The 25,355-nt window shown below is 46.2% G+C and carries 44 protein-coding genes, 1 tRNA gene and 1 pseudogene; 40 read left to right on the top strand and 6 right to left on the bottom strand.

The genetic code is table 11. From position 1 onward, the window contains the following. Positions 1 to 3 precede the first annotated feature (3 nt). The 3 genes and pseudogenes from DXA93_RS07050 to DXA93_RS20535 all read left to right on the top strand — a co-directional run. Entirely contained in the window at positions 4 to 273 is a 270-nt protein-coding gene (locus DXA93_RS07050; RefSeq protein ID WP_022462705.1) for a spore coat associated protein CotJA, read from the top strand. Next, the gene (locus DXA93_RS07045) at positions 270 to 551 is read left to right on the top strand and encodes a spore coat protein CotJB (RefSeq protein WP_022462706.1); all 282 of its coding nucleotides are present in this window, start codon (positions 270 to 272) and stop codon (positions 549 to 551) included. Before DXA93_RS07050 ends, DXA93_RS07045 begins: the two co-directional genes overlap by 4 nt. A 3-nt stretch (positions 552 to 554) precedes the next feature. Then, positions 555 to 653 (top strand): annotated as a pseudogene (locus tag DXA93_RS20535) (manganese catalase family protein); the annotation flags it as partial. A 193-nt stretch (positions 654 to 846) separates the two neighbouring features. Here DXA93_RS20535 and DXA93_RS07035 read toward each other — a convergent pair. From DXA93_RS07035 to DXA93_RS07025, 3 genes are all read right to left on the bottom strand, one after another. Continuing rightward, complete coding sequence (locus DXA93_RS07035; protein ID WP_243109169.1) at positions 847 to 2,154, bottom strand: recombinase family protein; 1,308 nt, start codon at positions 2,152 to 2,154, stop codon at positions 847 to 849. A gap of 162 nt (positions 2,155 to 2,316) precedes the next feature. Then, complete coding sequence (locus DXA93_RS07030) at positions 2,317 to 2,997, bottom strand: Ltp family lipoprotein (RefSeq protein ID WP_243109168.1); 681 nt, start codon at positions 2,995 to 2,997, stop codon at positions 2,317 to 2,319. A 31-nt stretch (positions 2,998 to 3,028) separates the two neighbouring features. Beyond that, on the bottom strand, positions 3,029 to 4,018 hold the full coding sequence (locus tag DXA93_RS07025; protein ID WP_119207950.1) for an HNH endonuclease: 990 nt from the start codon (positions 4,016 to 4,018) through the stop codon (positions 3,029 to 3,031). 172 nt (positions 4,019 to 4,190) lie between these two features. Here DXA93_RS07025 and DXA93_RS07020 point away from each other — a divergent pair, with 172 nt between their 5' ends. Continuing rightward, positions 4,191 to 4,385: a helix-turn-helix domain-containing protein gene (locus DXA93_RS07020; protein WP_119207948.1), complete on the top strand. Its 195-nt coding sequence runs from the start codon at positions 4,191 to 4,193 to the stop codon at positions 4,383 to 4,385. A gap of 263 nt (positions 4,386 to 4,648) precedes the next feature. Here DXA93_RS07020 and DXA93_RS07015 read toward each other — a convergent pair whose 3' ends face one another. After that, the gene (locus DXA93_RS07015) at positions 4,649 to 5,044 is read right to left on the bottom strand and encodes a helix-turn-helix domain-containing protein (RefSeq protein ID WP_119207946.1); all 396 of its coding nucleotides are present in this window, start codon (positions 5,042 to 5,044) and stop codon (positions 4,649 to 4,651) included. Positions 5,045 to 5,196: 152 nt separating this feature from the next. On the opposite strand from DXA93_RS07015, the gene DXA93_RS17820 reads away from it, so the two are divergent. From DXA93_RS17820 to DXA93_RS07005, 4 genes are all read left to right on the top strand, one after another. Continuing rightward, positions 5,197 to 5,355 (top strand): hypothetical protein, encoded by a 159-nt coding sequence (locus DXA93_RS17820; protein WP_158583276.1) that lies wholly within the window; start codon positions 5,197 to 5,199, stop codon positions 5,353 to 5,355. 12 nt (positions 5,356 to 5,367) lie between these two features. Continuing rightward, positions 5,368 to 5,799, top strand: a complete 432-nt coding sequence (locus DXA93_RS20880) for a Bro-N domain-containing protein (RefSeq protein ID WP_330427283.1) — start codon at positions 5,368 to 5,370, stop codon at positions 5,797 to 5,799. Then, positions 5,796 to 6,131, top strand: a complete 336-nt coding sequence (locus DXA93_RS20875; RefSeq protein ID WP_330427282.1) for a phage antirepressor KilAC domain-containing protein — start codon at positions 5,796 to 5,798, stop codon at positions 6,129 to 6,131. Before DXA93_RS20880 ends, DXA93_RS20875 begins: the two co-directional genes overlap by 4 nt. A gap of 95 nt (positions 6,132 to 6,226) precedes the next feature. Continuing rightward, the gene (locus DXA93_RS07005) at positions 6,227 to 6,484 is read left to right on the top strand and encodes a hypothetical protein (protein WP_119207944.1); all 258 of its coding nucleotides are present in this window, start codon (positions 6,227 to 6,229) and stop codon (positions 6,482 to 6,484) included. Here the strand turns inward: DXA93_RS07005 and DXA93_RS07000 are convergent. Next, positions 6,469 to 7,203 (bottom strand): hypothetical protein, encoded by a 735-nt coding sequence (locus tag DXA93_RS07000; protein ID WP_119207943.1) that lies wholly within the window; start codon positions 7,201 to 7,203, stop codon positions 6,469 to 6,471. The genes DXA93_RS07005 and DXA93_RS07000 overlap by 16 nt on opposite strands. Positions 7,204 to 7,279: 76 nt before the next feature. Between DXA93_RS07000 and DXA93_RS06995 the strand changes: the two genes are divergently transcribed. Both DXA93_RS06995 and DXA93_RS06990 read left to right on the top strand, forming a co-directional pair. After that, positions 7,280 to 8,029 carry a phage antirepressor KilAC domain-containing protein gene (locus DXA93_RS06995; protein WP_119207941.1) on the top strand — a complete coding sequence of 250 codons (750 nt, stop codon included), beginning with the start codon at positions 7,280 to 7,282 and terminating at the stop codon, positions 8,027 to 8,029. Next, positions 8,026 to 8,220 carry a hypothetical protein gene (locus tag DXA93_RS06990; RefSeq protein WP_119207939.1) on the top strand — a complete coding sequence of 65 codons (195 nt, stop codon included), beginning with the start codon at positions 8,026 to 8,028 and terminating at the stop codon, positions 8,218 to 8,220. The genes DXA93_RS06995 and DXA93_RS06990 overlap by 4 nt, the downstream gene beginning before the upstream one ends. 93 nt (positions 8,221 to 8,313) lie before the next feature. On the opposite strand, the gene DXA93_RS06985 is transcribed toward DXA93_RS06990, so the two are convergent. Then, entirely contained in the window at positions 8,314 to 8,760 is a 447-nt protein-coding gene (locus tag DXA93_RS06985) for a hypothetical protein (protein ID WP_119207937.1), read from the bottom strand. A gap of 230 nt (positions 8,761 to 8,990) precedes the next feature. On the opposite strand from DXA93_RS06985, the gene DXA93_RS17815 reads away from it, so the two are divergent. The 30 genes from DXA93_RS17815 (at position 8,991) to DXA93_RS18360 (ending at position 25,353) form a co-directional block, all read left to right on the top strand. Beyond that, positions 8,991 to 9,140 (top strand): hypothetical protein, encoded by a 150-nt coding sequence (locus DXA93_RS17815; protein ID WP_158583275.1) that lies wholly within the window; start codon positions 8,991 to 8,993, stop codon positions 9,138 to 9,140. After that, entirely contained in the window at positions 9,137 to 9,385 is a 249-nt protein-coding gene (locus tag DXA93_RS06980; protein WP_119207935.1) for a hypothetical protein, read from the top strand. Before DXA93_RS17815 ends, DXA93_RS06980 begins: the two co-directional genes overlap by 4 nt. Before the next feature lie 2 nt (positions 9,386 to 9,387). After that, the gene (locus tag DXA93_RS06975; protein WP_055268050.1) at positions 9,388 to 9,669 is read left to right on the top strand and encodes a hypothetical protein; all 282 of its coding nucleotides are present in this window, start codon (positions 9,388 to 9,390) and stop codon (positions 9,667 to 9,669) included. Further along, entirely contained in the window at positions 9,666 to 9,779 is a 114-nt protein-coding gene (locus tag DXA93_RS17975) for a helix-turn-helix domain-containing protein (protein WP_199709561.1), read from the top strand. Before DXA93_RS06975 ends, DXA93_RS17975 begins: the two co-directional genes overlap by 4 nt. Continuing rightward, positions 9,776 to 9,931 (top strand): hypothetical protein, encoded by a 156-nt coding sequence (locus DXA93_RS17810; protein WP_158583274.1) that lies wholly within the window; start codon positions 9,776 to 9,778, stop codon positions 9,929 to 9,931. Before DXA93_RS17975 ends, DXA93_RS17810 begins: the two co-directional genes overlap by 4 nt. Before the next feature lie 30 nt (positions 9,932 to 9,961). Beyond that, positions 9,962 to 10,126: a hypothetical protein gene (locus tag DXA93_RS17805; protein ID WP_156338196.1), complete on the top strand. Its 165-nt coding sequence runs from the start codon at positions 9,962 to 9,964 to the stop codon at positions 10,124 to 10,126. Positions 10,127 to 10,139: 13 nt separating this feature from the next. Then, positions 10,140 to 11,102, top strand: coding sequence for a DUF1351 domain-containing protein (locus tag DXA93_RS06970; protein WP_119207933.1), 963 nt, complete (start codon positions 10,140 to 10,142; stop codon positions 11,100 to 11,102). Then, positions 11,102 to 11,899 (top strand): ERF family protein, encoded by a 798-nt coding sequence (locus tag DXA93_RS06965; RefSeq protein WP_119207932.1) that lies wholly within the window; start codon positions 11,102 to 11,104, stop codon positions 11,897 to 11,899. The genes DXA93_RS06970 and DXA93_RS06965 overlap by 1 nt, the downstream gene beginning before the upstream one ends. Before the next feature lie 61 nt (positions 11,900 to 11,960). Beyond that, complete coding sequence (locus tag DXA93_RS06960) at positions 11,961 to 12,380, top strand: single-stranded DNA-binding protein (protein ID WP_119207931.1); 420 nt, start codon at positions 11,961 to 11,963, stop codon at positions 12,378 to 12,380. A 14-nt stretch (positions 12,381 to 12,394) separates the two neighbouring features. Further along, positions 12,395 to 12,784 (top strand): DUF1064 domain-containing protein, encoded by a 390-nt coding sequence (locus DXA93_RS06955; RefSeq protein ID WP_119207930.1) that lies wholly within the window; start codon positions 12,395 to 12,397, stop codon positions 12,782 to 12,784. Positions 12,785 to 12,797: 13 nt separating this feature from the next. Further along, positions 12,798 to 13,196, top strand: a complete 399-nt coding sequence (locus DXA93_RS17970; protein ID WP_199709559.1) for a phage replisome organizer N-terminal domain-containing protein — start codon at positions 12,798 to 12,800, stop codon at positions 13,194 to 13,196. Positions 13,197 to 13,467: 271 nt separating this feature from the next. Next, positions 13,468 to 13,719 carry a hypothetical protein gene (locus DXA93_RS17965; RefSeq protein ID WP_199709557.1) on the top strand — a complete coding sequence of 84 codons (252 nt, stop codon included), beginning with the start codon at positions 13,468 to 13,470 and terminating at the stop codon, positions 13,717 to 13,719. A gap of 3 nt (positions 13,720 to 13,722) precedes the next feature. Next, complete coding sequence (locus DXA93_RS17800; RefSeq protein ID WP_158583273.1) at positions 13,723 to 13,887, top strand: hypothetical protein; 165 nt, start codon at positions 13,723 to 13,725, stop codon at positions 13,885 to 13,887. Between the two features lie 383 nt (positions 13,888 to 14,270). Next, positions 14,271 to 15,644, top strand: coding sequence for a DNA cytosine methyltransferase (locus tag DXA93_RS06940; RefSeq protein ID WP_119207928.1), 1,374 nt, complete (start codon positions 14,271 to 14,273; stop codon positions 15,642 to 15,644). A gap of 13 nt (positions 15,645 to 15,657) precedes the next feature. Further along, complete coding sequence (locus DXA93_RS06935) at positions 15,658 to 16,080, top strand: RNA polymerase subunit sigma-70 (protein WP_119207927.1); 423 nt, start codon at positions 15,658 to 15,660, stop codon at positions 16,078 to 16,080. A gap of 232 nt (positions 16,081 to 16,312) precedes the next feature. Next, a tRNA-OTHER gene (locus tag DXA93_RS06930) sits at positions 16,313 to 16,396 on the top strand. 99 nt (positions 16,397 to 16,495) lie between these two features. Continuing rightward, positions 16,496 to 16,945: a terminase small subunit gene (locus DXA93_RS06925; RefSeq protein WP_119207926.1), complete on the top strand. Its 450-nt coding sequence runs from the start codon at positions 16,496 to 16,498 to the stop codon at positions 16,943 to 16,945. After that, the gene (locus tag DXA93_RS06920) at positions 16,942 to 18,186 is read left to right on the top strand and encodes a PBSX family phage terminase large subunit (RefSeq protein WP_119207925.1); all 1,245 of its coding nucleotides are present in this window, start codon (positions 16,942 to 16,944) and stop codon (positions 18,184 to 18,186) included. The genes DXA93_RS06925 and DXA93_RS06920 overlap by 4 nt, the downstream gene beginning before the upstream one ends. 2 nt (positions 18,187 to 18,188) lie before the next feature. Continuing rightward, a complete protein-coding gene (locus tag DXA93_RS06915; RefSeq protein WP_243109167.1) occupies positions 18,189 to 19,523 on the top strand; it encodes a phage portal protein in 1,335 nt (444 codons plus the stop codon). Further along, on the top strand, positions 19,513 to 19,911 hold the full coding sequence (locus DXA93_RS06910; RefSeq protein ID WP_119207924.1) for a hypothetical protein: 399 nt from the start codon (positions 19,513 to 19,515) through the stop codon (positions 19,909 to 19,911). Before DXA93_RS06915 ends, DXA93_RS06910 begins: the two co-directional genes overlap by 11 nt. 127 nt (positions 19,912 to 20,038) lie before the next feature. Next, a complete protein-coding gene (locus DXA93_RS06905) occupies positions 20,039 to 20,917 on the top strand; it encodes a minor capsid protein (protein WP_119207923.1) in 879 nt (292 codons plus the stop codon). Positions 20,918 to 21,113: 196 nt separating this feature from the next. Continuing rightward, positions 21,114 to 21,446 (top strand): YjcQ family protein, encoded by a 333-nt coding sequence (locus DXA93_RS06900; protein WP_055268078.1) that lies wholly within the window; start codon positions 21,114 to 21,116, stop codon positions 21,444 to 21,446. 26 nt (positions 21,447 to 21,472) lie between these two features. Next, the gene (locus tag DXA93_RS06895) at positions 21,473 to 21,835 is read left to right on the top strand and encodes a YjcQ family protein (RefSeq protein WP_119207922.1); all 363 of its coding nucleotides are present in this window, start codon (positions 21,473 to 21,475) and stop codon (positions 21,833 to 21,835) included. A gap of 65 nt (positions 21,836 to 21,900) precedes the next feature. Beyond that, positions 21,901 to 22,164 (top strand): DUF6275 family protein, encoded by a 264-nt coding sequence (locus tag DXA93_RS06890; RefSeq protein ID WP_119207921.1) that lies wholly within the window; start codon positions 21,901 to 21,903, stop codon positions 22,162 to 22,164. A gap of 14 nt (positions 22,165 to 22,178) precedes the next feature. Beyond that, positions 22,179 to 22,691 (top strand): DUF2829 domain-containing protein, encoded by a 513-nt coding sequence (locus DXA93_RS06885; RefSeq protein WP_119207920.1) that lies wholly within the window; start codon positions 22,179 to 22,181, stop codon positions 22,689 to 22,691. Positions 22,692 to 22,696: 5 nt separating this feature from the next. Further along, positions 22,697 to 23,083, top strand: a complete 387-nt coding sequence (locus DXA93_RS06880; protein ID WP_119207979.1) for a beta-sandwich lipoprotein — start codon at positions 22,697 to 22,699, stop codon at positions 23,081 to 23,083. 10 nt (positions 23,084 to 23,093) lie between these two features. Further along, positions 23,094 to 23,381: a ribosomal-processing cysteine protease Prp gene (locus DXA93_RS06875; RefSeq protein WP_119207919.1), complete on the top strand. Its 288-nt coding sequence runs from the start codon at positions 23,094 to 23,096 to the stop codon at positions 23,379 to 23,381. A 122-nt stretch (positions 23,382 to 23,503) separates the two neighbouring features. Continuing rightward, a complete protein-coding gene (locus tag DXA93_RS06870; protein WP_119207977.1) occupies positions 23,504 to 24,139 on the top strand; it encodes a DUF4355 domain-containing protein in 636 nt (211 codons plus the stop codon). A 12-nt stretch (positions 24,140 to 24,151) separates the two neighbouring features. Next, positions 24,152 to 24,703 carry a hypothetical protein gene (locus DXA93_RS18365; protein ID WP_243109166.1) on the top strand — a complete coding sequence of 184 codons (552 nt, stop codon included), beginning with the start codon at positions 24,152 to 24,154 and terminating at the stop codon, positions 24,701 to 24,703. After that, the gene (locus DXA93_RS18360) at positions 24,700 to 25,353 is read left to right on the top strand and encodes a hypothetical protein (RefSeq protein WP_243109165.1); all 654 of its coding nucleotides are present in this window, start codon (positions 24,700 to 24,702) and stop codon (positions 25,351 to 25,353) included. The genes DXA93_RS18365 and DXA93_RS18360 overlap by 4 nt, the downstream gene beginning before the upstream one ends. Positions 25,354 to 25,355 lie beyond the last annotated feature (2 nt).

The following is a 25,355-nucleotide window of genomic DNA, read 5'->3' as shown; positions in this document are numbered from 1 at the left end:
GGTATGGATTCATCCCGTATGAATCGCGGCTGCTGCGGTGCGAACAATATGCAGAACCGCCGCGCCGCTTCAAACAATATGGAACTGAAGATGGAACCAAGGAATTTCCCGCGGAAAATGCAGCATGTAGATCATATGATACCTGCAATGGCGTACGTTCCGATGCAGCGGTTTGAACAGATCTATGATCTTTCCACTGCATTAAAAAATGGAACCTTATTCCCGGAACTCTGTAAACCATTCTGTGGAAAGGGAGGAGGAGAGTGCCTATGATGCCGCAGATGCCATCCCGCGAAAAGCTGCTCGCCTGGATTGATCAGGTCAGCTTTGCTGTTGTTGAAATGAACCTTTACCTCGACACCCACCCGGAGGATGAAGATGCACTTGCCTTTTTCCGGGAAAAAGTGGAGCTTCGAAAAGAAGCATTGAAACAGTACGCCGAACAGTACGGCCCGCTCACGATCGATACCGCCAACGACCGCATGAGCCGTTCTTTCGAATGGGTTATGCAGCCATGGCCGTGGGAAGTCAACCGGAAAGGAGGGTGCTGACGGATGTGGAATTATGAAAAACGCCTCGAGTATCCTGTAAACATTACGACACCAAACCCCAAAATCGCCCAAATTATCATGAGTCAGTATGGTGGCCCGGAGTTCAATACCAGATGATAAGCCAGAAAAGCCAGTATTTATGCGGGTTTGCGAGCTTTTCGGGATGGAAAATCAAGAAACAAAAAAGTCAAAATACATCGTTCCAGAAGATTTTTCATAGACGATACGATCCACGATGGAGCGGAGCAGAAGTCCCTTCTTCTCGGTTGGCTCCTCTGGATTTTTCAGAATATCATTAATGTTTTTTATCTCTTTCCGGAAATCTTCTTTCGAGATTGTTTCCGGCGGGGCGGCGGGCGTAAGCACGCGGTTCAGTTCTTCCTGCAGGCTCTGCCGTTCTTCGGCGAGCCTTTTTTTTGTTGGCACCGTATTCCTCCAGCGTATCAATCCCATTTTCATAAGCCATCTTCACGCGGGCTTCGCGGACAGCCAGATGGTCCAGGGCATGCTGCAGCCGCTGGATGGTCTCATCGTCTTCCTGTTCCTGCTTCCGGTCGCGGACAGTGAAGGAGAAATCCGCACCGGCGAGGATATCATCGAAGTAGCGGTAGACGGTCCGCTCTGCCTTGGCAACGGTGATTGAATTGGAGCCTTTATGGAAACCTTTTGCGTATTTCCAGCATTGAAAGTATGGACAAGATGTGTTTCCGGCTGTTACCGTCATCGTAGCGCCGCAAATTGGACACTTTAAGAGACCGGAGAGCCAGTGGCGGCAGGTTGATGGGTTGCGGCTCTTAGGAGAGCGTCTGCGGGCATCCATGCGCTTGATACGCTCCTGATAGCGTGCCGGATCCAGCCGCGTCTCGTGGGTACCGTCGAAGGAAATGCCATTCCAGATCACAGTACCGGCATAGAACGGATTGCGCAGCACACGCTCGATGGAGCGGCGTTCCATCCGGTTTCCGCGTCTGGTGCGGTATCCAAGATCATTGCATTTGCGGGCGATCGCCGTCGGATCCAGATGCTCAAGATCATATTGGTCCATGATGTATTTGACAATCTGGTATTCCGCTTCATCGATCACAAACGGTTTGCCGCCGCCTGCCGCCTGGTATCCAAGACATGGCGTTGTCTGGTAGCCGTGCTGCAGAGCCTTTTCCTTCATGCCGCGCAGAACCTCGCCAGAGAGACGGATAGAATAGTATTCGTCCATCCATTCGATAATACGCTCGATCAGCGTACCGAACGGACCGTCGATCAGTGGCTCTGAGATACTGATCACATCTACATTGCTCTTTTTCAGCAGTGATTTGTAGACGATGGATTCTTCCTGATTACGGGCAAACCGGCTGTATTTCCAGACCAGGATCACGTCGATCGGGTGGGACTCCTGTTTGGCAAGCGCGATCATCTCCTGAAACTTCGGCCGCCGGTCCGCATGCCGGCCGGAGACGGATTCCTCGAAGATGAACTCTTTTGCGATGACAATCCCGTTCTTCTTCGCGTAGTCCAGGAGTAGGCGCTGCTGGGCATCCGGAGAGAGTTCTGTCTGATCCGCGGTGCTGACGCGGATGTAGAGAGCACCGTTTTTAAGTGCTGACATAATATCACCTTCTTTAATTTTGGGTATAAGAAAAACACCAAAACAAACGTTCTGATTGATTGGCGCTTCCGAAGATGATACAATATGTTTTGCGAACTGGTATCATTCTTCGGAATGTTACTGAGCCGTCCTGGTGTTGGCGCACCGGGGCGGTTTTTTATTTTAGTTTAAATTCTGTATAGCGTAATCGGCTTCCTCGGCGGTAAACTGTTCACCGTATTCAGAAGTAAGCTGATCGCGGATCGCTTCTGGCGACATATCCATATTATCGCGGTAGTCTTTTGCGGTCTCGAGCGCGTTTTCGTTCCAATCGGCATTTATATTGTCGACAGCGTACTGCGCCTCTTCAGCGGTAAATTTTTCGCCATTTTCAGAAGTAAGCTGATCATAGAGTCCGGCTTTCGACATATGCATCGTTTCATTGTAGTTTTCTGCTGTTGCAAGGGCATTTGCATTCCAGTCGGCGGTCATATTGTCAACTGCATACTGGGCAGCCTCGGCAGAGAACTGGTCTCCATACTCGGAGGTCAACTGATCGTAGATTCCGGCTTTTGACATGTGCATTATTTCACTGTAGCTTTCAGCTGAATTAAGAGCCGATGTATAGTCCCACGGAACGCTGGAGTCTTCGGATTCGGACTGTGTACTTGCGGCTTCTTCGGTCGGAGTCGGGGTAGCCTCTTCCGTAGGTGTTGGAGTTTCAGTCTCACTGATGCTGCTGAAAGCAGTAGACGAAGAGCTTGAGGAACTCGAGGAGCTGGAAGCGGTTGATGATCCGCAGGCGGTCAATGCAGAGGCAGACAGCACGGCGGTCAATACGAGAGATACCATTTTCTTTTTCATAGACATTCTCCTTTTTTATATTTTATCGCATTTAGGATTCTGGTGCTACTTTAGATCCTTTGCTGCGATTGCAACGCCAACATAATGTTTGAAGGTTATCTTCAACGGTCAATCCACCTTTAGAGACAGGAATAATGTGATCAATTTCAAGTAATAAATGAGGTTCCTGCGCAATAGAAATACCGCATTGTCTGCAAGTAAATTTATCACGTTCTTTAATGTGCTGACGAAGTTTACTTGTCATGAGAGCACGTTGTCCGGCCACACTTTTGCTGAATTTTATCTTTTCAGATAAGAACTGGATGAATTTATTTAGATTTTCAATATTCATTACCACTTCACACTGAGTAGAAGCATTACCACCCGAACTAACATATTCAAAAATATATTTCGGGAAATATGCAGTACTCATATCTATCGGTTTGAATCCGAGATTCTTTTCCAATTTTCTTTTTCCTATGGTGCGAATAAGAAAAGGAATTTCTGTTTCGATGCTTTTAAAGATACTATCTTTTTCCGCTTTAAGATTCTGTTTACCTTCTTCGGCAGCCTCGAAATTATTTAAAATTGTTTCGAAATTGGACAGCGTTTCTTCGTTTGCCTTTATTCCAAAATACTTACAAACATACTCGAAAGGTTTCTTCCGGGCGTTGTCACAGACAGAACGAGAACATTGATGAACATTTGGCTCATATTTCTGGTCTTTCAAGTATTTTCTTTGATAATTCCACTTGCTGGAATCATGGTAAGTAGCATCGCCATAGTCTACTTTATTTGAGATCAAAGTTGTGTCTTTGAGACTCTCAATATGCTCGTTCAATTCATTGCAGCTTTTGGCGTATGTAGCGATTCGCTGTTTGATAGCTTTAAAATTCTGACTGTTAAAATAACAATGTTCATAAAGTTTCCAAAGAAGATATGTTCCGAGGATAAAGGCAGCTATGCCTAAAAGATACGGCCATATTTCGTTAAGAATACAGAGAATAATTGTTATGATGATTAGAAACATAAAAAACTTCATATGCTTTTCCTCGTTTGCTTTATATTATATTTTATATTTGTATTGCTACGGGAAAATCATAGGCACCACCCCTCAACATATATTAGGTAAAACATCCCATATAAGTACGTTTGAGAATTAAAAAAATTACACTTTTTAGAATATCTTTTCAGATTTTGCAGATACTGTCCGCATGAAGATATTAATTGCAGAAGTCATCTATAAGAAAAACCTCTCACTCCGGCAGGTGTCAATTCTGACCGGAATCCCGAAGTCCACGCTCAATGATCTGTGCAAGGGAAGCATACCGCGATTGGATACATTGGAGCAGATCGCCAAGGGCTTGCAAGTGCGGATGCACGATTTATATGACAGCCCTTATAAGTGATTTTTAAAAAGTGTCCGAGATTTCGGACGATTTCCAAAATTTACTAATTTTCACCCTTTTGATCCGTAATATTAATATAGAGAACAAATTGTTCGAGAAAAGATATTGAAATCGAACAAACGTTCGTATATAATAAGACTAGATCGGAGGGCGTACATATGGACTACAAAGGAAAGATTATCAAAATGCTTCAGAAGATAAACGATGAAAAAACACTCGCGTTTATCTACAAATCATCTGTAATCTATTGGACTAGGTTTGACCTAGTCCTTTTTCTTTAATCCGTTTTCCAATTCTTTAGCAATTTTCTCTAAAACAGCCCATTCATCTTCATCTAATCTGGATAATGCAAGAATTAAACGGGATTTGAAGGACGATTCTTCTTCCTTAAAGAGATTAGAAGTCATTTTTGCGATTTCATCTTCTCTTGTTGGAGAAAGAAACATTTTGCCGTCTCCTGTACGAAGCCAATTTTCATTGACTAAATTTCCATGCCAGTCTGCACGGCATATAGCCATTAGATTTGCTTCGGTGAGCTCGTTTACGCCATTTTCAATCTGACTAACAGAGTTCTTTTTTAATCCTATTTCATTGCCAAATTTCTCAAGGGTGAGACCAAGAGCTTTTCGAATTTCTTTTACTCGCTCTCCCTGTGTCATAACTGCACCTCCTTTTTTCTGATAAGAACAGAATAGCACGTGATAATGAAAAAGTCAACGAAAAAAGTTCTTTAAAAGAACAAAAAGTGTTTGACAAAGTTCGTCTAAGGAACTATAATGTTCTTGTAAGGAACAAGAAAGGAGGGAAAAACATGTCGGAAAAAGAGAAAAAAACAATGGAAGAGATTTCCAAGGCTGTTTCAGGAATGACGGAAGCCGAAAAGAACCGATTCCTTGGAATTGCTGAAGGAATGAGCATCATGAAGGACATGAATCAGAAAAAATCACCTGATAAAAAATTGGAGACATAGGAAGGAGAAGCAATGAACGAGTTAAAAGTTTTCAATTCAGAAGAATTCGGCGATGTCCGAACGGTAACTATTAATGGAGATCCGTGGTTCGTTGGAAAAGATGTTGCAGCGGCATTAGGATTTACAAATCCAAGGGATGCAATTTCAACGCATGTTTTCGATGAAGATAAGGGAGTAGAAAGTATCGACACCCTTGGTGGAAAGCAAAAAATGACGGTAATTAATGAGTCAGGGCTTTATGCGTTGGTTTTTGGAAGCAGATTAAAAAGTGCGCAGCGCTTCAAACACTGGGTAACATCAGAGGTGCTTCCGGCTATCCGCAGAACCGGCGGCTACCAGGTGCCAGCTCTACAGGGAAAGGAACTGCTTGCGCTGGCAGTGCTGGAAGCACAGAAGACGATTGATGAGCAGAGCAAGGCAATCGAACGAATGAAACCGAGGTGATTTTTGCCAACGCGGTAGAAACAAGCCACACGTCGATTCTGATCGGTGACCTGGCGAAGCTCTTAAAACAGAACGGCGTTGAAACCGGTCAGAAACGTCTCTTTGATTGGATGAGAGAAAAAGGCTATCTGATCAAAAGAAAGGGATCTGATTGGAACATGCCGACCCAGAAAGCCATGAACATGAAGCTTTTTGAGGTAAAAGAGTCTACGGTCAACAACCCGGACGGATCTGTAAGGATCAACCGCACGACCAAAGTGACGGGGAGAGGACAGACTTATTTCGTAAACAAATTTTTAGATTCTGGAAACCATCGCAACGGCAATTCCTAAAATGTCTGAATTTGACAAGGGCTATCTTCTGGGAATGGGAGAAGCCATGGTAAGCCAGAAACAGGATGACAGAAAAAAGAAAGAAGGTGAGTTACATGAACACGTTCAAGAATTACGGATGCCCTAAGGGAGCACCGGGAGCTATGGGCGTTGACTATGCACAGCTTGAAAAAACAATTTCTTTTGCTATGCATCAGTTCATGGCGAAAAGAGAAGAGATCTTGCTTGGCGGGAAACCAGAGCCACCAGAGGTAACAGGATATAAAGTTTATATCTATTACAACGGTGGCGCGGCTGAGTTTTGGTTATGGCGTGAGAATCAGTGGGTAAATTGGTCTTATATGGAACAATGAAGAGTTTCAGCGAGTTCTACAAAAGGCTGCCGGAATGATTCTCCAGAAAGGATGCTCCAATAACTTAAATACCGAGTAAGTGAGCGTTCATCTTCTGGTAACCTGCTTAAAAGGGGAACAGTTTCCCATAATGCAGGGTATTTGCGAAAAATTGGTAGAAGTAATTTGGCAATTTGCAAATTGAAATTTCTGTCATAGCATTCGGAAACAGCATGAACCCAAATATTAGAAGATGGATCGGAGACATCCAAAAGATTTTGAAGGTTAGATACGGAATTCATGCGATTATCGCAGTAGGAGATAAAAGATCCCGCGTATTCGGGATGACCGAGGATTCCACTTTTCGCCCAAACAATGGCCAGCTGTTCCATGAAAAACAAAGAGGAAAGTTCGCAAATGCTTTCTTCAAACCATCGCATCTTTTGTGGAACTGGATTTCCAATTAAAAGGTGACAGAATTCATGGGAAAATTGATAGGCTATTTGAGACCAAGAAGTGTCCATACAGCAGATATGAATTTTATCGTAAGTAGAAGCGGTTTCTGGGTGTTCAAAGCGAATATCATTTATAAGTCGGAATGTAGGGGCTTGTTTGTGAAAATACGGTTCCATCAATTTGATCAGCTCGTCAATGATAACTACGATGTTCGAAGTGTTTGGCACATATGCTTTTTCGGTGTAGTGAAAGCGAGATTGGATAATGGTTACATCACTATTCATGGCAATTCTCCTTTTCAAAATATTTTGAAAGAAGTATAACACAAAATCAAAAATAAAGATAGAAAGAAGGAATTAGATGAACGAGTTGTTAAAAATTAACTACGAGGCAGAACAGCCGACCGTATCAGCAAGAGATTTACATGAAGCATTGGAAATCAATACGAGATTCAATGATTGGTTCTCGAGAATGGCGGAATATGGATTTGAAAATGGGGTTGATTTCAACTTACTCAAAAATGAGAAGGTTCGATTAGAGGGAAATCGAGAGGTCAAAAGAGATATTATGGACTACCAGATTTCCGTAGACATGGCAAAACAGATCTGTATGATCCAGCGATCCGAGAAAGGCAAGCAGTACCGTCAATACTTCATTGACCTGGAAAAAGCCTGGAACACCCCGGAGCAGATCTTCGCCCGCGCCCTGAAAATGGCAGATCAGAAGATCGAGAAGCTGAAAGAAACCAACGCCGGTCTGCTGGAAGATGTCGAGCGCATGCGTCCGAAGGAAATCTTCGCGGATGCGGTGAAAGCAAGCACCAGTTCCATCCTGATCGGAGATCTCGCAAAGCTCCTGCGCCAGAACGGCGTGGACACTGGACAGAAAAGATTGTTCGAACAGCTTCGTAATGAAGGTTACCTTATGAAGACTGGATCCAGTCGGAACATGCCGAAGCAGAAATACGTGGCAAATGGATTTTTCCAGATCAAAGAGACTGTGATTTCCAATCCGGACGGCAGCGTGCGGATGACCAAAACAACAAAGGTGACTGGGAAAGGCCAGCAGTATTTCCTGAATAAATATTTGAAGAACAAGGAGGCAGTATGAGCCAGAAGAAACTGAGTGAGTACATCGATGCTCTGGACGGGATCACGTATCCGCAGTGGGTAAAGCTGAGAGAAGGAATTAATATGCAGTTTGATTTTTCCAGAAGAGAGCTGGAAAAAGATATGCAGGTCTCTTCTGGAGAAACGGCGAAATTTATCCGCTCACATTTTGGAGAGGCAAGCGTTAAGTGATGCTGATGTTCGAAATAGCAATAGTAATTATTGTACTTGGAATGAATATGCTTTCCGCATTGTGCTATTCAAAAGAAAAGAAACGCACAGGCCTTATTTTAAAGGCACTGGCAGATGGCATTTCTTTAATATTTGTCTGTACTCGATGAAGATTGCTTTTGACAGGTCCTCAAAAACCTCGTCCATTTTTTGAGCACATTTTTCATATGGATATTCTGGATTGCCATTTTCAGCTTCCGCCAAGTTTAGGAATGCAAAATAGAAATCAGAATACATTGCCTGAGATAGTGGTTCCATGAGATGGATGTTTTGAGTCATTATATCCAAAAATGTGGAACGTACTTCAATAGACATAGTGCTCAACTGATTTTGAGGGAAGAATCCCATGCGATATCTCTGATAAAACGGGACATAAAATTTTAAAAGCTGTTCTTTTCTGACGTTGTATTTTCTGTCGGATGAGTCTTTTATCGAGTTTAGATAAACAAGGGTAAACGACCCAATTACAGTGATTACAGAAACAATAACAGAGCTATTCACGATGATCTCCTTTCTGAAATACTCGGGCATGGCAGTGCCTTGTATAACCAGAATAGGAGTGGAGCAGTAAAAAGTCAATAAAAAGAAAAAGTCCCACAGGAAGGACCAATTCCCATGGGACGAATACAAAAAAACAATTTGCAACTACATAATAGCTCAAAAATGGTTATGAATCAATAGAAAATCATTACGGAGACGGGTTGCATACGATAAGGAAGAGGTGGTGCCTTATGAAAGAAATCATGGTTGTTACTCGGATCACAATCGGAGGACAGCAGTATACAGCAGAGGAACTCGGAGAAGAGAAAGCAAAAGAGATCGTTCGCCAGCGGATGGAAGCCGCGGTGGAGTCGATGGGGTATGAAAGGAGTAAGGAATGAAAGCATCAGATAGAGCTGCGTTGGCAATCGGCGCGGTTGGTACATGGATCTACATCGGCGGCGTGGATTCCGACCTGTGGGGACGCGCCGCCCTGGGAGCTGGAATGTTCCTTCTGGCGCTCGTGGCAAAGAAGATCGGCGATTACGTCGAAGAGTGCCGCGAGGAGCAGGAAGAGCGGGAAGAAGAGCGCCGGGACGAGGTGTTTGCGGCGTGGATCCGCTCAGGGTCGTTGAAAGAAGGGTGAGAATGATGCAGATTGTTGAATATACGGAGGCCGTGGATCTGACAATGCACGGCATGCATGATGATATCTACGTCATGCATCCGGTTGCCATCAGCAGTATGACCATGCAGGATGTGCGGGCGGCCGCAGAGGCTGGTGCAGTGTTTGCGGTAATGCAGACGCAGGTCAAGGCAGAAGAGCGGCCGAAGAAAGAGCCGGAGCCAAAAGCAGAGGCAAAACCAACGCCCCCCCGAAGAGCCCTGCAGGACAGGGCCGTAAGAGGAAACTGGACACTGGAAAGATGACGGCACTTCGAAACGCCGGATGGTCCTATGAAAAGATTGCGGACGAAATAGGATGCAGTGCGGGGACCGTATGGAATTACTTTAACAAAGGCAAGGAGACAGAAGAATGAAAAAGTATGAATATGCTGGTATTGACGTAAGCACAGAGAAAAGCGCGGCAGATGCGGCAACCTGCTACATCGAAGCGGTACGCCGTTACATGGAGCTGAAAACATTCCAGACGCTGATACAATCGCGGCAATCTTGGGATTGCAGCGGGTAGAAGAAAACAAAAAAGAAGGAGAAAAGAAAGGTGAATGAAGATAAGATTCTGGTGCCGTTGGATGACTATGAGGAGAAAGCAAAGGACCAGCGAACCGTGGAAATCATCCGCGATATGGTGATCCGCGAAGGAGATGTTGCTGTAAACACGCTGTGCGTATTGCTCGGAATCATGGGAGAGCCATGGAAGAAGTAGGAGGAGAAAGAGAATGAAGGAACTGCAGATTAAGATCAGTCAGGAACCGGCGGTGATCCGGTGTAACTTTGAGGATGTGAAAGCACAGTTATCTGCAAAGATGGCGGAGTACCAGGGCGCGGTGTTCACGGAGGAGTCCAAGAGCGTCGCCAAGGCGGAGCTTGCGTCTCTCCGAAAGACCAGAGACGAGATTGAGAAGCGCCGGAAAGAGGTCAAGGCGCAGTGCCTGGTACCGTACAATGACTTCGAGGAGAAGGTGAAAGAGCTGCTGGAAATCATCGACGAGCCGATCTGCCTGATCGACAGCCAGCTGAAAGAGATGGAAGCAGAGCGCATCCGAAAACGTCATGCAGATGTTGAGGCGATGTATGCAGATTGCACCGGTGAGTGGGCGGAGTACCTGCCGCTCAAAGAGATCTACGTGAAAAAGTGGGATAACGCCACCACCAGCCTGAAACAGATCGAAAAAGAGCTTTTGGCGATGGTTGAAAAGGTTTCTTCTGAGGTTGCCATTATCCGAAACACGCAGTCAGATGTTGTGGACGATGCGTTGAAGATCTATCAGAAGAGCCGTGATCTTGGTGCCGCCCTTACCCGGATTAATACATACGAGGACAACAAAAAGCGGGCATTGGAGACGGAACGCATCCGCATTCAGCAGGAAGAGGAGCAGCGCCGACAGGCTGAGATCGAGAGAGCGCGTGAGGAAGAGCGCCGGAAACTCGAAGAAATCGCCAAGGCCAGAGAGGAAGAACGGAAAAAGGCGGAAGAAGCGTTGAAAGCTGCGGCAATGGAAACACCAGAGCCGGAAGTACCGTTTTCCCTCGATGATGCAGAGGACGGCGATGATCTTCCGTTCCCACAGCCGCAGACAGTTACGATGTGGTATAAGATCATTGCTACACCGGATGAACTGGAGCAGGTGGAAATGGCATTGAACAGCCTCGGCATCTATTTCGAAAGGAGACAGGCATAATGGCAGAAGCAGAGAAATATCCCATGATCTACCGCTCGATTGCCGGCGTAATTGCGGATGTCGGTGCGGTTGGAAAGGACAAGGAGAATAAGCAGCAGGGATTTAAGTTCCGCAGCATTGATGATGTGTACAATGCCTTGCATCCGGCACTGGCAAAGAACAAGGTGGTCATCGTGCCGAATATCCTGAGTCGTGAGGTAAATGAGCTTCAGACGGCAAGAGGAACGGTAATGCATCATGTGATCTGTACGATCAAATTCACATTCTTCGCGGAAGATGGTTCCTCCATCGAGTCTACACTGGTAGGAGAAGCATTGGATACGGGAGACAAGGCGACTAACAAAGCGATGGCGATTGCGTACAAGTACGCATGCTTTCAAGTGTTCTGCATCCCAACGTCTGATATGGCGGATCCGGATGCGGAGTCGGTGAGTGGCATGCAGCCAGCAGGAAACCCGCCGCAGAGCCAGCAGACAGGAACCCCACCGGCGGCTGATATGCGAACCAGCAAAATCAACGGCGAGATGATCCGGCGGCTGCAGGGCGAGCTGGCGAGAACCGGCGTGCAGGAGGTGCAGATCAACAATACATTCAAGGTCGGAAAAATCAGTGATCTGACCGTGGAGCAGTACAACAAAGCGATGCGCCGCCTGCAGAAAACACCGAACCGGCAGAGTGCTCCGAGAAATATCCCACCGCAGGAAGAAAACCTTCCGGGGCAGATGGATATCACGGATTATCCTGCGCGGTGCCAGGTATGTAACAGGCGTTTTAAACGCCACGGAATAGCATCTTAAGAAAAAAAGGTACCCGCGCGGCCGGAAAATGGCTGTGCGGGGCAAATAGAGAGGATAGAGCATGAATAAAGTAATTTTGATGGGCCGCCTGTGCGCGGATCCGGAAGTGAGATACGCACAGAATCAGAACCAGACCGCCATTGCACGGTATCGTTTGGCTGTTGATCGGAGGTTTCACAGAGACGGCGATGCAACCGCAGACTTCATCAGCTGTGTTGCATTCGGAAAAGCGGCAGAATTTGCAGAGAAATACCTGCGCCAGGGTACGAAGATCGCAATTACCGGCCGGATTCAGACCGGCAGCTATACCAATCGGGAAGGTCAGAAGGTCTATACAACGGATGTAGTGGTTGAGGAACAGGAGTTTGCAGAGAGTAAGGGTGCAAGTGGAAACATCGAAGGATCGGCACCGCAGGCGACAGACCCAGATGGCTTTATGAGCCTCCCGGATGGCATCGACGAAGAACTTCCATTCAACTAGAGAGAAGGTGCGAAATGGCGTGGAAAAGATATGCCGGAAATAAATACGGCAGCCGAAAAGTGGAAGTGAATGGCATCGTGTTCGACTCGAAGCGGGAGGCGGCGCGGTACCAGGAGCTTCTGCTCCTCGAAAAAGCAGGAGAAATAAAGGATATCCGGCGGCAGGTCAAATATGTGCTGATCCCGGCGCAGTATGAGCATCCGGAAAGCACAACCAGAAAGGGGCGTGGAAGATGCGTCGAGCGGGAATGTGCCTACATAGCGGATTTTGTATACAAGACGATTCTGCCGGACGGGGATACCCTTACGATCGTAGAAGACACCAAGGGATTCCGGACGAAAGATTATATCATCAAACGGAAGCTGATGCTTTCCGTGTATGGAATACGAATCAGGGAGATTTAGGGAGGAGAGTAACATGGCGGATATCAAATGGATTAAGATCACGACAGATATCTTCGACGATGAGAAGATTCTGTTGATTGAGAGCCTGCCGGAGGCGGACTCGATTATTGTGATCTGGTTTAAGCTCCTGTGCCTTGCCGGGAAGATGAATAACAGCGGTGTGTTCCTGCTGAGTGATAAAATCGCCTACACGGACAAAATGCTGGCAACCATCTTCCGGCGGAAGGAATCTACGGTACAACTGGCACTTAAGACCTTCGAGCAGTTTGGCATGATTGAGATTCTGGACGGTGTGATTACCATCGAACTGGGGAAAGCATCAGAATCTGGAGCAGCTGGAGGCCCGGAAGAAGTACCAGAGAGAATACCAGCGGGACTACCGCAGAAAACAGAAGCTTCTGCTGACTGGTGAGCAGGAAGAAAATACAGAGGAAAGTTCATGTGAAGATTCACGTAAACATTTACATAAATATTTACATGAATCCAACGTTAACAGCCTAGATAAAGAGAAAGATAAAGAAGAAGATAAAGATAAGAATAAAGAGAAAGCAACCTGTGAGCAGGTTGTGGACCTTTACCGGTCCATCTGCATTTCTTATCCATCTGTAAAAACATTATCCGAAGCCAGGAAGAAGGCAATCAGAGCCAGATTGAAAGTTTACAGCCTAGAAGATTTTCGAAAGATGTTTGAAAAGGCAGAGGGATCCGCTTTCTTAAAGGGTGCCAATAACCGGAACTGGTCAGCAAACTTTGATTGGCTGATGAAAGATGCCAATTTTGCGAAGGTAATCGATGGAAGCTATGATAACAAACCACGTCAGGCGGAAAGTGCGAAGCCGATCACAGGAAATAAGTTCAATAATTTCCACCAGCGGCAATATGATATGGGATCGCTTGAGCAGATGTTACTTGAAAACCAGAGTGCAGGAGGGTGAGAAATGGCAGTGATTGGAATTATCGTGTTCTGTGGAGTAGTCGTTGGTGCGGCGGCGTTGCTGCTGAACCGGCCAGAGCGGCCGAAGGATCCGAGGGAAGATCAGGAGCAGATGGAATACTTGGAAGCATGGAAGAAAAAACATGAAAGGACGGACAAAGAAAAATGATACCGAGAAAATTTACTGGAGAAATGCTGAAAGGAAGAAAAGCAACGCTGGAACGCGATATAAGAAATGTGGCAGGCGTAGCGATAGGGAAAGGGGCGACAGTTACAATCACGGAGGTTGTGCGCGGAAAAGGGCTGACAATTAAAACGGAGAAATGCCCACATTGCGGACAATATTCATACATCACAAGAGTACAGAGAGAGGATTTAACACTGCTACCAAATGTATAGTAGTATTTTTTGCGCTGGTAATCGGAGCAGCAGCGTGGCTGCTGAACCGATCAGAACATCCGAAGGAATCGCGGGCGGAGAAGCATGGACTGGTTCGCGGAAAAAACCTGGTAAGTTACCGGCGGAAAAAAAGATAAGATGGAGTAAAATATTATGAACCAGAAGGATCTGATTATTGATTGCTTTGCTGGCGGAGGCGGTGCCTCCGTTGGCATTGAGATGGCACTGGGGCGGCCTGTAGATATAGCGATCAACCACGACCCGGACGCCATCCTGATGCACAAAACCAACCACCCGAACACACTGCATCTGACCGAGGATATTTTCAAGGTCAACCTGCGGAAATACGTCAAAGATCAGCATGTGGCATTGATGTGGGCAAGCCCGGACTGTACGAGCCACAGCAAGGCCAAGGGAGGAAAACCACGGGAGCGCGGTCTGCGTATCCTTCCATGGGCGGTGTATAAGCACGCCAAGGAGATTCTGCCGGATGTGATCCTAATGGAAAACGTGGAGGAAATCCAGCAGTGGGGGCCTCTGGACGCGAAAGGCTATCCGATCCCGGAAAGAAAGGGAGAAGATTATCAGAAATTTATCCGGTCGATGAAAGCGTTGGGGTATATATTTGACTGCCGGGAGTTGGTAGCTGCCGATTATGGAGCACCGACCACAAGAAAACGATGGTATGCGGTGTTCCGACGGGATGGGAAAGAGATTCGGTGGCCGGAACCTACACACAGCAGAGAGAACACCAGCTTGAGGCATTGGGAAGAATGCGGAGATTATATTGACTGGTCAGACCTAGGCACATCGATCTTTAACCGGAAAAAGCCGTTGGCGGAGGCTACACAGAAGCGTATAGCTAACGGGATTAAGAAATATATTATCGATGCGCCTGCTCCATATATCGTAAAAGATAAGGATGCGCTGGCATTTATCATTCAGTACCACGGCGAGACACGAGACGGAGATTCCAGAGGACAGCTTCTGACGGAGCCGATCAAGACGATCGACACCTCAAACCGGTACGGGTTGGTGACTGCATTTGTCACAAAATATTACAAGTCTGGTATCGGGCAGGGATGTGACGAGCCACTTCATACCATAACGACTTCGCCAGGGCATTTTGGACTGGTATCTGCGTTTTTGATCAAATATTACGGGGCTGGATGCGGGCAGATGCTCGATCATCCGCTCGGGACGATCACCACAAAAGACCGGTTCGGACTGGTCAACGTGATTTTGGACATCAAAGGAGAAAAGTATATCATCTATGATATTTTTCTGCGGATGCTGAAACCGGAAGAGCTGAAACTGATGCAGGGATTTCCACGAGATTATATCATTAACCGAGACTATAATTTTAAAAGTTACCCGGTAGCGAAACAGGTGGCGCGGATTGGGAACAGCGTGGTGCCGATTATGGCGCAGAAACTGGTAGAAGCAAACTGCCCGTATCTAAAAGTAGGAGTGCGGGTGCCAAACCTTAACATCGATGACAGCCAAGAGCAGTTGAGATTTGCGTGAGGAGGTGATACCAATGGAGAAAAAGGTTCTGGAGCAGTACATAGACGCATGCGAGCTGATCAAAGAGACGGAAAAGGACATTAGACGGCTGAAAAAGAAGCGGCAGACCATCGTGCAGACGAACGTGTCCGGGAGCAATCCGGATTTTCCGTACAATCCGCAGCACTTCAAGATCGCGGGAACAGCGTTCACTTATGAGGAGGATAGTAGACTGCGACACGAGGAAAAGATCCTGGAAGAGCGCAAGGAGAACGCCCAGCGACTGAAAACGGAAGTGGAGCAGTGGATGAACCACATTCCACAGAGGATGCAGCGGATCATCAAGTACAGAGTCTTCGAGGGGCTCAGTTGGAGTCAGGTGGCGGCAAAACTCGGAAGAAAGGCAACCGCAGACAGCGTGCGGATGGAATATCTGAGGTTTATGGAGGCGGCGTAGAAAAATTTGAGAGAAAATGAAAGTTTGTTCGTTTTGTTCGCAATGTTCGTTTTCAAAATGTTATAGTGTATCATGGAGAGAACGGAAGGAAGGGTTTCATCTTTTCTTTACCTCCTTGTGAATGTATTTTGAGCGGCGGCTAGGGGTCACAGCTTAGCCGCTGACTTGGGCAGTATAAGCCCGTGGAAAATGCCCGAATGATGCACGGTGCAGATTGGTACCCTGCACCAACTGGAACGTAGCTCAGAAGGAAGAAGCAGTCGCATGCTATTCGCATGAGTCGACAAGGGCGCAGGTTCGAGTCCTGCCGTTCCAACTCTCCAGTGGATGGAGATTCTCCGATTTGTTACTCTTATACAAGGATTCCTCGCAGAGATGCGGGGAATTTTTGCGTGCAGAAATGAGGTGAGCTTGAGTGACGGAAAAACAGAAAAAGTTTTGCGATGAATATTTGAGTGATTTGAACGCCACTCGGGCATATAAAGCAGTGTATAAAGGCGTGAAAAGTGATGAAGTAGCTAAAGCGGCGGCAAGCAGATTGTTAACTAATGTTAACGTTAAAAAATATATAGCTGATCGGATGGAAGAGATCCACAACGAGAAGACGGCGGACGCCCAGGAAGTAATAGAGTATCTGACTTCCGTGCTTCGCGGAAAAAGCAGTTCCACAGAAATTGTAGTTGAAGGAACCGGCGACGGCTGCTCCGAGGCACGAACCATCGAAAAGGCACCGTCTGAGAAAGAGCGCTTAAAGGCTGCGGAGCTTCTCGGCAAGCGATACGGACTGTATACAGAGAAAGTTGATGTGGCAACCGATATGGATCTCAACATCACGATTGACTACGGGGAGGACGATTCCGGATGAATATAAACGTCCAGATGAATCCGGGCTTCAAAGAAGTTGACCGTTCCCGGAAAAGATATATCGTTATGAAAGGCTCTGCTGGATCAGGAAAGAGTGTTGATACGGCGCAGAATTATATCCTGCGGCTGATGCAGGATCCGGGAAGAAATCTTCTATGCGTTCGAAAGGCGGACGTGACCAACAGGGATAGCACTTTTGCAGAATTGCAAGGTGCTATTTTTCGCATGTTTGGGGAGCAGTACAAGAAATATTGGCATATTAACAGCTCCAACATGATTGTGGAGTGTAAAATCAACCGCAATCAGATCATTTTCCGAGGCGTCAACGATGAAAAGCAGCGTGAAAAACTGAAATCCATTACATTCAAACGTGGCAAGCTGACGGATGTCTGGATCGAAGAAGCCACGGAAATTACGCAGGCGGACTTCGAGATCATTGATGACCGTCTCCGTGGTGAACTGCCGGATGGACAGTTCTATCAGATCCGGATGACGTTCAACCCGGTATCGGCGTACCACTGGATTAAGCGTGTGTTCTTTGACCGGTCAGATCCGGATGTTCTGACACATCAGTCAACCTACGAGCAGAACCGCTTTATCGATGATGCCTACCGAAGACGTATGATGCGGCGTAAGGAAGTGGATCCAGAGGGGTATCGGGTGTATGGCCTGGGGGAATGGGGCGAGGTCGCCGGACTGATCCTCAAAAACTATGTTGTCGAAGAATTTGACTGTTCACCGGAACGATTCGATTACATGGTCAATGCACAGGATTTCGGATTCAATCACGCCAATTGCATCGGTGAGGTTGGCTTTAAGGATGGTGATCTGTATCTATGCCGGGAACTGTACGTGTATGAGATGGACACGGACGAGATCATCCGGCTGGCGGAGGGGCAGTTCAACAAGCGCCTGCGCATGTGGTGCGATTCTGCGGAGCCGGACCGTATCAAGATGTGGCAGAAGGCGGGATACCGCGCAAAAGGCGTGCAGAAGGAGCCGAACAGCGTGCATGCCCAGATAGATTACCTGAAACAGCACAGAATCCATATTTACCCGTCCTGCGTCAATACAATAAAAGAAATTCAGCAATGGAAGTGGAAGAAGGATGAGCGTACCAACACTTATCTCGAAGAGCCAGTTCCATTTTTTGATGATGCCATGGCGATGCTTCGGTACTCCATTGAGGAAGAACGCAAGGCGAAACCACGGCTGAACAGAAAGGTGAAAGGAGGGATATAGAAGTGCAAACGAATTTGTATAGGCTGCCGTCGGAAGAGACGCTGACAGATGCCAAATTGAACGAATTTATCATGCGGCATTCCGGAGAGTGCGCATTTAGATACAGCAGGCTGCAGGAGGCCTACGAGACGGATTACCCGATCCTGCATGAGCCGTTAAAGCCCAAGTGGAAGCCGGACAACCGAATCATGGTCAATTTTGCAAAATATATCGTGGATACGATGAATGGTTTCTTCATCGGGCATCCAATTAAGCTACTGGTTGATGGTGGAAACGAAGTGGTTGAGAAATATGTTGAGTTCCTGGATCAGTACAACGATCAGGACGATAACAATGCTGAACTGTCCAAGATCTGCAGTATCTTCGGCAAAGGCTATGAAATGTATTACGTAGATGAGAACGGAAATATCGGTATCACCTATCTGAGCCCGCTGGATGCATTCATGATCTACGACGATTCCGTGCTGGAAAGGGAACGATATTTCGTGCGGCTGTATTACGATTCGAATCAGATCCTTCATGGAAGCGTATCGGACGAGACGAAGGTCCGCTGGTTTACAATCAAAGGAAAATTGCTCTGGGATGCAGACGAGAAGATACACGGCTTCGACGGCGTTCCGGCATCGGAGTACGTAGAAAACAAGGAGCGTATGGGAATCTTCGAGCCGGTCCTTACGATGATTAATGCATACAACAAGGCGATCAGCGAGAAAGCCAATGATGTTGACTATTTCGCGGATGCCTATCTCAAGGTTCTTGGTTCCAAGCTGGAAGAAGACGATGTGGCGCATATCCGGGATGACAGAATCATTAATTTCGACGGGGACACCGAACGGTTGATTGTCGAATTTCTTCAGAAACCGGATGGTGATACCACGCAGGAGCATCTGATCGATCGTCTGGAAAAGCTCATTTTCCATATCAGCATGGTGGCCAATATCTCGGATGAGAATTTTGGCACCAGTTCCGGCATCGCCATGAAATATAAGCTGCAGGCAATGAGTAACTTGGAAAAAACGAAAGAGCGGAAATTTACCAGCGGTATGAACCGGAGGTATCGTCTGATTTTTTCAAATCCGGTCTCAGGAATGAAAAAAGATGACTGGGTGAAGATCCATCCACATTTTACACCAAATTTCCCGGCAAACCTGCAGGAAGAGGCAGAGATCGCGAAGAATCTGGAAGGTGTGGTCAGCCAGGAAACACAGCTCGGGGTGCTGTCTATTGTGGACAATGTACAGGATGAAATCAAGAAAATTGATACCGATCAGAACAAGGTGAGAGCGGATCCAGTGATGAAGCAGATGTTTGGCGGCGGTGGACAGGATGACGAGTAAGGAATACTGGCAGAAACGTGAGACGGAACATGCCAAGAAGAATAAGATGTCTGAGCAGACCTATGCAGAAGAGATCCGGAAGACCTATGCGTATATGGCGGATCAGATTCAGAAGGAAATCGATGGATTTTACGCAAAATACGCCAATGCTGAGAAGATTTCGCTGGCAGAAGCAAAGAGAAGGGTTTCCAAGCTCGATATCGAAGAGTATGGCAGGAAAGCGGCGAAATACGTCAAAGAAAAAGATTTTTCCGACCAGGCGAATGAAGAGATGCGGCTGTACAATGCAACCATGAAGATCAACCGTCTGGAACTGCTGAAAGCAATATTGGGCTGGAAATGGTATCCGGATTCGATGAACTGCAGAAATATTTCGATCGGACGCTGACACAGCAGACAATAGAAGAATTTCGCAGGCAGGCGGGTATTCTTGGCAATTCCGTGCAGGAAAATGGGAAAATGGCGCGGGCAATTGTCGATGCGTCATTCCATAACGCCACTTATTCCGATCGAATCTGGATGTATCAGGATATGCTGAAAGCAGAGCTGGACAAGCTGCTGAAAACAGGGCTAATCCAGGGCAAGAACCGCGGGAGCTTGCGGTGCACCTGCAGAAACGCTTCGGTGCAAGCCGGGAGGATGCAGAGCGGCTCATGGTCACGGAGCTTGCCAGAGTCCAGACAGAAGCGCAGAAGCAGTCCTATATTCGAAATGGATTCGAGGAGTATACATACGTTGCCTGCGGGAATGCAGATGTCTGCGAACGGTGCCAGGCGTTGGATGGTAAGCATTTCAAGGTGCAGGATATGATGCCGGGAACGAACGCGCCGCCGATGCATCCACGGTGCCACTGCTCCACGGCAGCCTATGAAGACAGTGCAGAATATGAGAAATGGTTGGACTTTCTGGAGCAGGGTGGTACCACAGAAGAATGGGAAGCATCGAAAAACAGAAAGGCAAGATATAAAGACAACGAAGGAATATTCCAAACATTGGATGGCAGATCAAAGGGGCGAGACGTTATCAAACCTCGAAATATCATGAAAGAAATGAAAAAGTCCAGCATCGGAACGGAAATGTTGGAATATCTTCAGGAAAATGATATTCAAATAAAGGTATGGTACGGAGTTGATGTTGATGAAGGACTGGACGGACTTTTCGAAGATGGAGAAATCAACATTTATGCTGATAATACTAAAACGGTTCGCGAAACGGCTATTACGGTGATTCACGAGGCCACGCATGCCAAAATCAACAAGCCAAATACCAAAAGTCAAGAACTGCAATGCTATGTGAACGAGTACAGGCATCAAAACATTGAATTGACAGAGAAAGTGCTCCAGGATATAATTAATCATATAAATGATAAATATCCGAATCTGAAATGGGAGTGATTGTTTATGACGAATACTCTGAATATTCCGCCTCATGAGAGAGTAAAGCTCTTGAGGAAAGGCGAAAAAGTTTTGTGCAAAAAATGTAAAACAGGAGTTATGATTCCTGTTGGCGACCGTGAAAAAACCAATACTTTTTACTGTGATTCTTGCAAGAATCAGTTAATTATCAACTGATGATAAGGAGACAGGACAAATGGCTCAGAATGATTATTTCGTGATTGTATACCAGGTACTGAAATATCTGTATGAATGCTTGAAAAAGGGTGAAAAACCAGAAGCGTGTTACCTTACAGCATCAGCTTATAATATTCCTGAGAATTATTGGCAGTATATCATTTTAAGCCTGATTACAGAAGAATATGTAAAAGGCATTGCTGTTAATCATACGAAAGATGGCGTTCTTTTAGGCGATCTGCCGGATGCTATTATCACGCCCAAAGGTATTTCATATCTGTTTGAGAATTCATTGATCGAAAAGGCAAAAAGGACATTGAAGGACGTAAAAGAGATGGTTCCGTTCGTATAAAACTGTTTAAGGAGTAAAAAACGATAATGGCAAAGAATGACATGGAAGTAATCATGTATAAAATACTGAGATATCTGTACGAATGCATGAAACTCGGTGTAGAACCAGAACTCGAACAGTTCGCGTGGAATTCAAAATTATTTGATATTCCGCAAAGCTATTGGTGCAAGATCATTGCAACACTTGTAAGGAAGGGATATATTACAGGATTTGTGGTCGTTGACAAAACAAAAGACGCGCCAATGCTCCAAACAGACAGACCATTTGAGATTACGTTTGAGGGCGTACAGTTCCTGGAAGAAAACAGCCGCATGCAGAAAGCAAAAGAATATTGTGCTGAAACATTCAACGTGATATTGTCTGCATTACTTGGCGCGATTATTTCATAGTTACCACCAGTCGAGCGGCCGGTGGTATTTTTGTACTCATTTTTAAGAAAGAGAGGGAAAACAATATGGGAAATGAAGAATTTTTAAGTTTATGTAAAGCAAAGGTTGCCGAGTATACCAATGCACATATGGACAAAACGGATCAGAAGCAGATTAGCGTAAATGATGTATATGTTGTATGGAGTTGTAAAACTTTACAGAATAACAAAGCTTTACTCAGTACTACGGTTCCAGATGGAATGTACTATGAACTGACGTACAACGGAGATAAACATGAGTTATATCTGGATGCCTATAAAAAATTTGAAAACAAGTGTTTTGAGATGTAAGGAGAGGAAGAGCAATGAAATTTACAGAAGCATTTAAAATGATGAAACAAGGAGCAAAAGTAAAATTACCGTCATGGGGTGGCCATTGGTACTGGGATCCGGAGAAAGAAACAATTATGATTCAGTGCAGACCGCAGGACGGCGATCAGGGAGAATTGCTTGACATTCGCGAGACACAAAGAGTGGAATACACAACTATGAATCTGCTTTCTGATGAATGGATTGTAGCAGATGAGAAAAACTGTCCGGTTCTTGGCGGCGAAGCAACCTTTTCGTTCGGTGAAGCAATCAAGTATCTGAAACGTGGCATGAAAGTGAAACGCAAGGGCTGGAATGGTAAGAATCAGTACATTCAGCTGGCAACTGAAATTTCTTACAAAACAGCCGAAGGAGATGTTGTGAACTGTGAACATGATGCTATCGGAAATGCGGCTATTGCATTTTGCGGAACTTCTGGTGTGCAGATGGGATGGCTTGCGTCTCAGGCTGATATGCTGGCAGAGGACTGGGTATTTGTGGAGGAATGAAGAACATGAAAAAGAAAATGATGGCAGTGTTGCTGATGGCATTGCTTTTGTGTATGGCCTTTACCGGCTGCGCAGAAGTGAATCAGGTCAGCAACAACATTTCGCAGGAGGCTGACAACTTCAATGTAACGCGGAAACTCACAGTAGTGAATGCACGGACGGACACGATCCTGCTGGAATTGACAGGAACATTTGCCCTGAAAAATAATACGGATAACGAACTTGAGGTCATTATCGAGACAGAAGAGGGCAAATACAAGAAAGATCTGGTATATCTAAATGACTATACCATGTATGTTGTCGAAGATGTTTCCGGAGCAGATGTAGATAAATACCATTATGAAATCAATTTTCTGCCAGAGTGGGGAGCGACAGTAACACACAAAGACTGAAAGGGCAACCATGATTGAAGTAAAAATCCGTCCGGATGAGATTACATTATTCGGCCATGCAAATTATGCAGTAGCGGGGCAGGATATCGTTTGCGCCGGCGCAACGGCACTGGTGCAGACACTGATCCGGTCGATCGAGGATCTGACAGAGGATAAAATAGAATACAGCATATCACCCGGATGGGCAGATATCAAATACGGGAATTTATCAGAGAAAGCAAAAACTCTGGTGGATTCCTTTTTTGTTGGCATCTGTATGATCGCTGACGAATACCCGGACTGTGTCCGGATTGTGTAACAGGTGTGACCGGGATGTCGTTAAACTACAACACCAGGAGCAACGGCACGGGCCTGCATGGAACGGGACGGGGCAGAAAGGGAAAAGAAATGAAGTACAGAAACATGCGTTGGAGAATTCCAATGAACAACCTGCAGTTATTTGCAGAAGGTGAAGGAGACGGCAGCGGAGCCGGAAACGGAAACGAGGACGGAGCCGGAGCAGGTTCTGGAGATAGCGGCAATGAGATGTCGTTTGATGATTTTCTGGGGCAGGCAGAGAATCGCGCGGAGTTCGACCGCAGAGTGCAGAAAGCGGTAAATACAGCAGTGACCAAAGCGCAGGAAAAGTGGCAGGCACTGACTGATGATAAGCTTTCAGAGGCGGAAAAGCTGGCGAAGATGACAAAGGAAGAGAAAGCGGAGTATAAAACCCGGAAGTTGGAAAAGGAACTGGCAGATCTGAAACGGCAGAATTCGCTCTCGGAAATGTCAAAGACGGCCAGAAAGATGCTGGCAGATGAAGAAATCAACATCCCGGATGAAATTCTGGCACATCTGGTATCGGAAAGCGCTGAGGATACCAAGACGGCAGTCGAAGCTTTCACAAAGATGTACAAGGATGCAGTACAGGCTGCCGTAAAAGATGCCCTGAAAGGAAATGCCCCAAAGGGCGGATCCGGCGGAAAAGGCGCTGTGACAAAAGAACAGATTCTTGCAGTCAGCAACCCAATTGAACGGCAGCGGCTGATTGCAGAAAATATTGCATTATTTCAGTAGGAGGAAAACAGCATGCATAGAATTGGAAAATTAGGGCTGCAGGTATTTGCGGCACCGGATAACATGACAGGTAAGGCACAGATCCAGGTAAAAGCCCGTGAGATTGACTTCGTAACGAGCTTTGGAAAGAATATTCAGGCACTTCTGGACATTCTTGGTATTGCCCGGATGATCCGAAAAGAAAACAATTCGGTATTAAAAACAAAGAAAGTAACAGGAACCCTTCAGTCCGGCGATGTAGGCGAGGGTGAGGAAATCCCGTATTCCCGTTATGAGGTAGTGGAGACACCGTTTGATACCATTCGGATCGAAAAGTACAGAAAAGGTGTATCCCTGGAAGCGATCGCAGAAAAGGGCTATGATGCCGCTGTACAGTCCACAGATGAAGAATTTAAAACGGATCTGCAGAACGTGGTCATGGATAAGTTCTATGCTCAGCTGAAAGCCGGATCCCTGACCGGACATGAAAGCACCTGGCAGATGGCGGTTGCGATGGCAATCGGTAAAGTAAAGGACAAATTTAAAAAGATGCGGAGAAGTGCAACCGGAACAGCCTCTGGGTGAACACACTGGATGTATACAAATATGTTGGCGCTGCGAACATCACGCTGCAGACGGCATTCGGCTTTGAATACATGAAAAATTTCCTTGGAGCGGAGGTTGTTTTTATCAGCTCTGAAATTCCGGAAAACGTAGTCATCGCCACTCCGCTCAACAATATCATCGGATATTATGTTGACCCGGGTGATTCTGAATTTGCAAAATCAGGCCTGGTTTATACCACAGATCCAACCACAAATTTCATCGGTTTCCACTCTCAGGGCTCTTATGAGCGTGCAATGTCGGATCTGTTTGCAATCATGGGACTGCGGATCTTCTGTGAGTACCTGGATGCGATCGCCTATATCTCTGTTGGCGGAGCTGATACCCAGACACTGGGAAAACTGACCCTGACATCCGCAGAAGGTTCTGAAACCGGAAAAACAAAGATCTCCGTAAAAGAGCAGCTGATGTCTATGAAAAACTGCTGGAAGTACAAAGATGCGGCATCCGCGACTACCGTGAAATACGGCGATGACGTGAAAAACTGGAGCAAATGGGATGGAGAATCCGAAATCGCATCTACAGAAACCCATCACATCACGCTGGTTGAGTGTGATCAGAACTATAAAGCAGTCCGTTCCGGCGATGTAACAGTAGCTGTGAAGAGCTGAGA

Origin of the sequence: Blautia sp. OF09-25XD, assembly GCF_003482095.1 — a bacterium.
GTDB classification, from domain to species: domain Bacteria; phylum Bacillota; class Clostridia; order Lachnospirales; family Lachnospiraceae; genus Fusicatenibacter; species Fusicatenibacter saccharivorans.
This window is presented reverse-complemented; position numbering and strand designations above follow the sequence as displayed.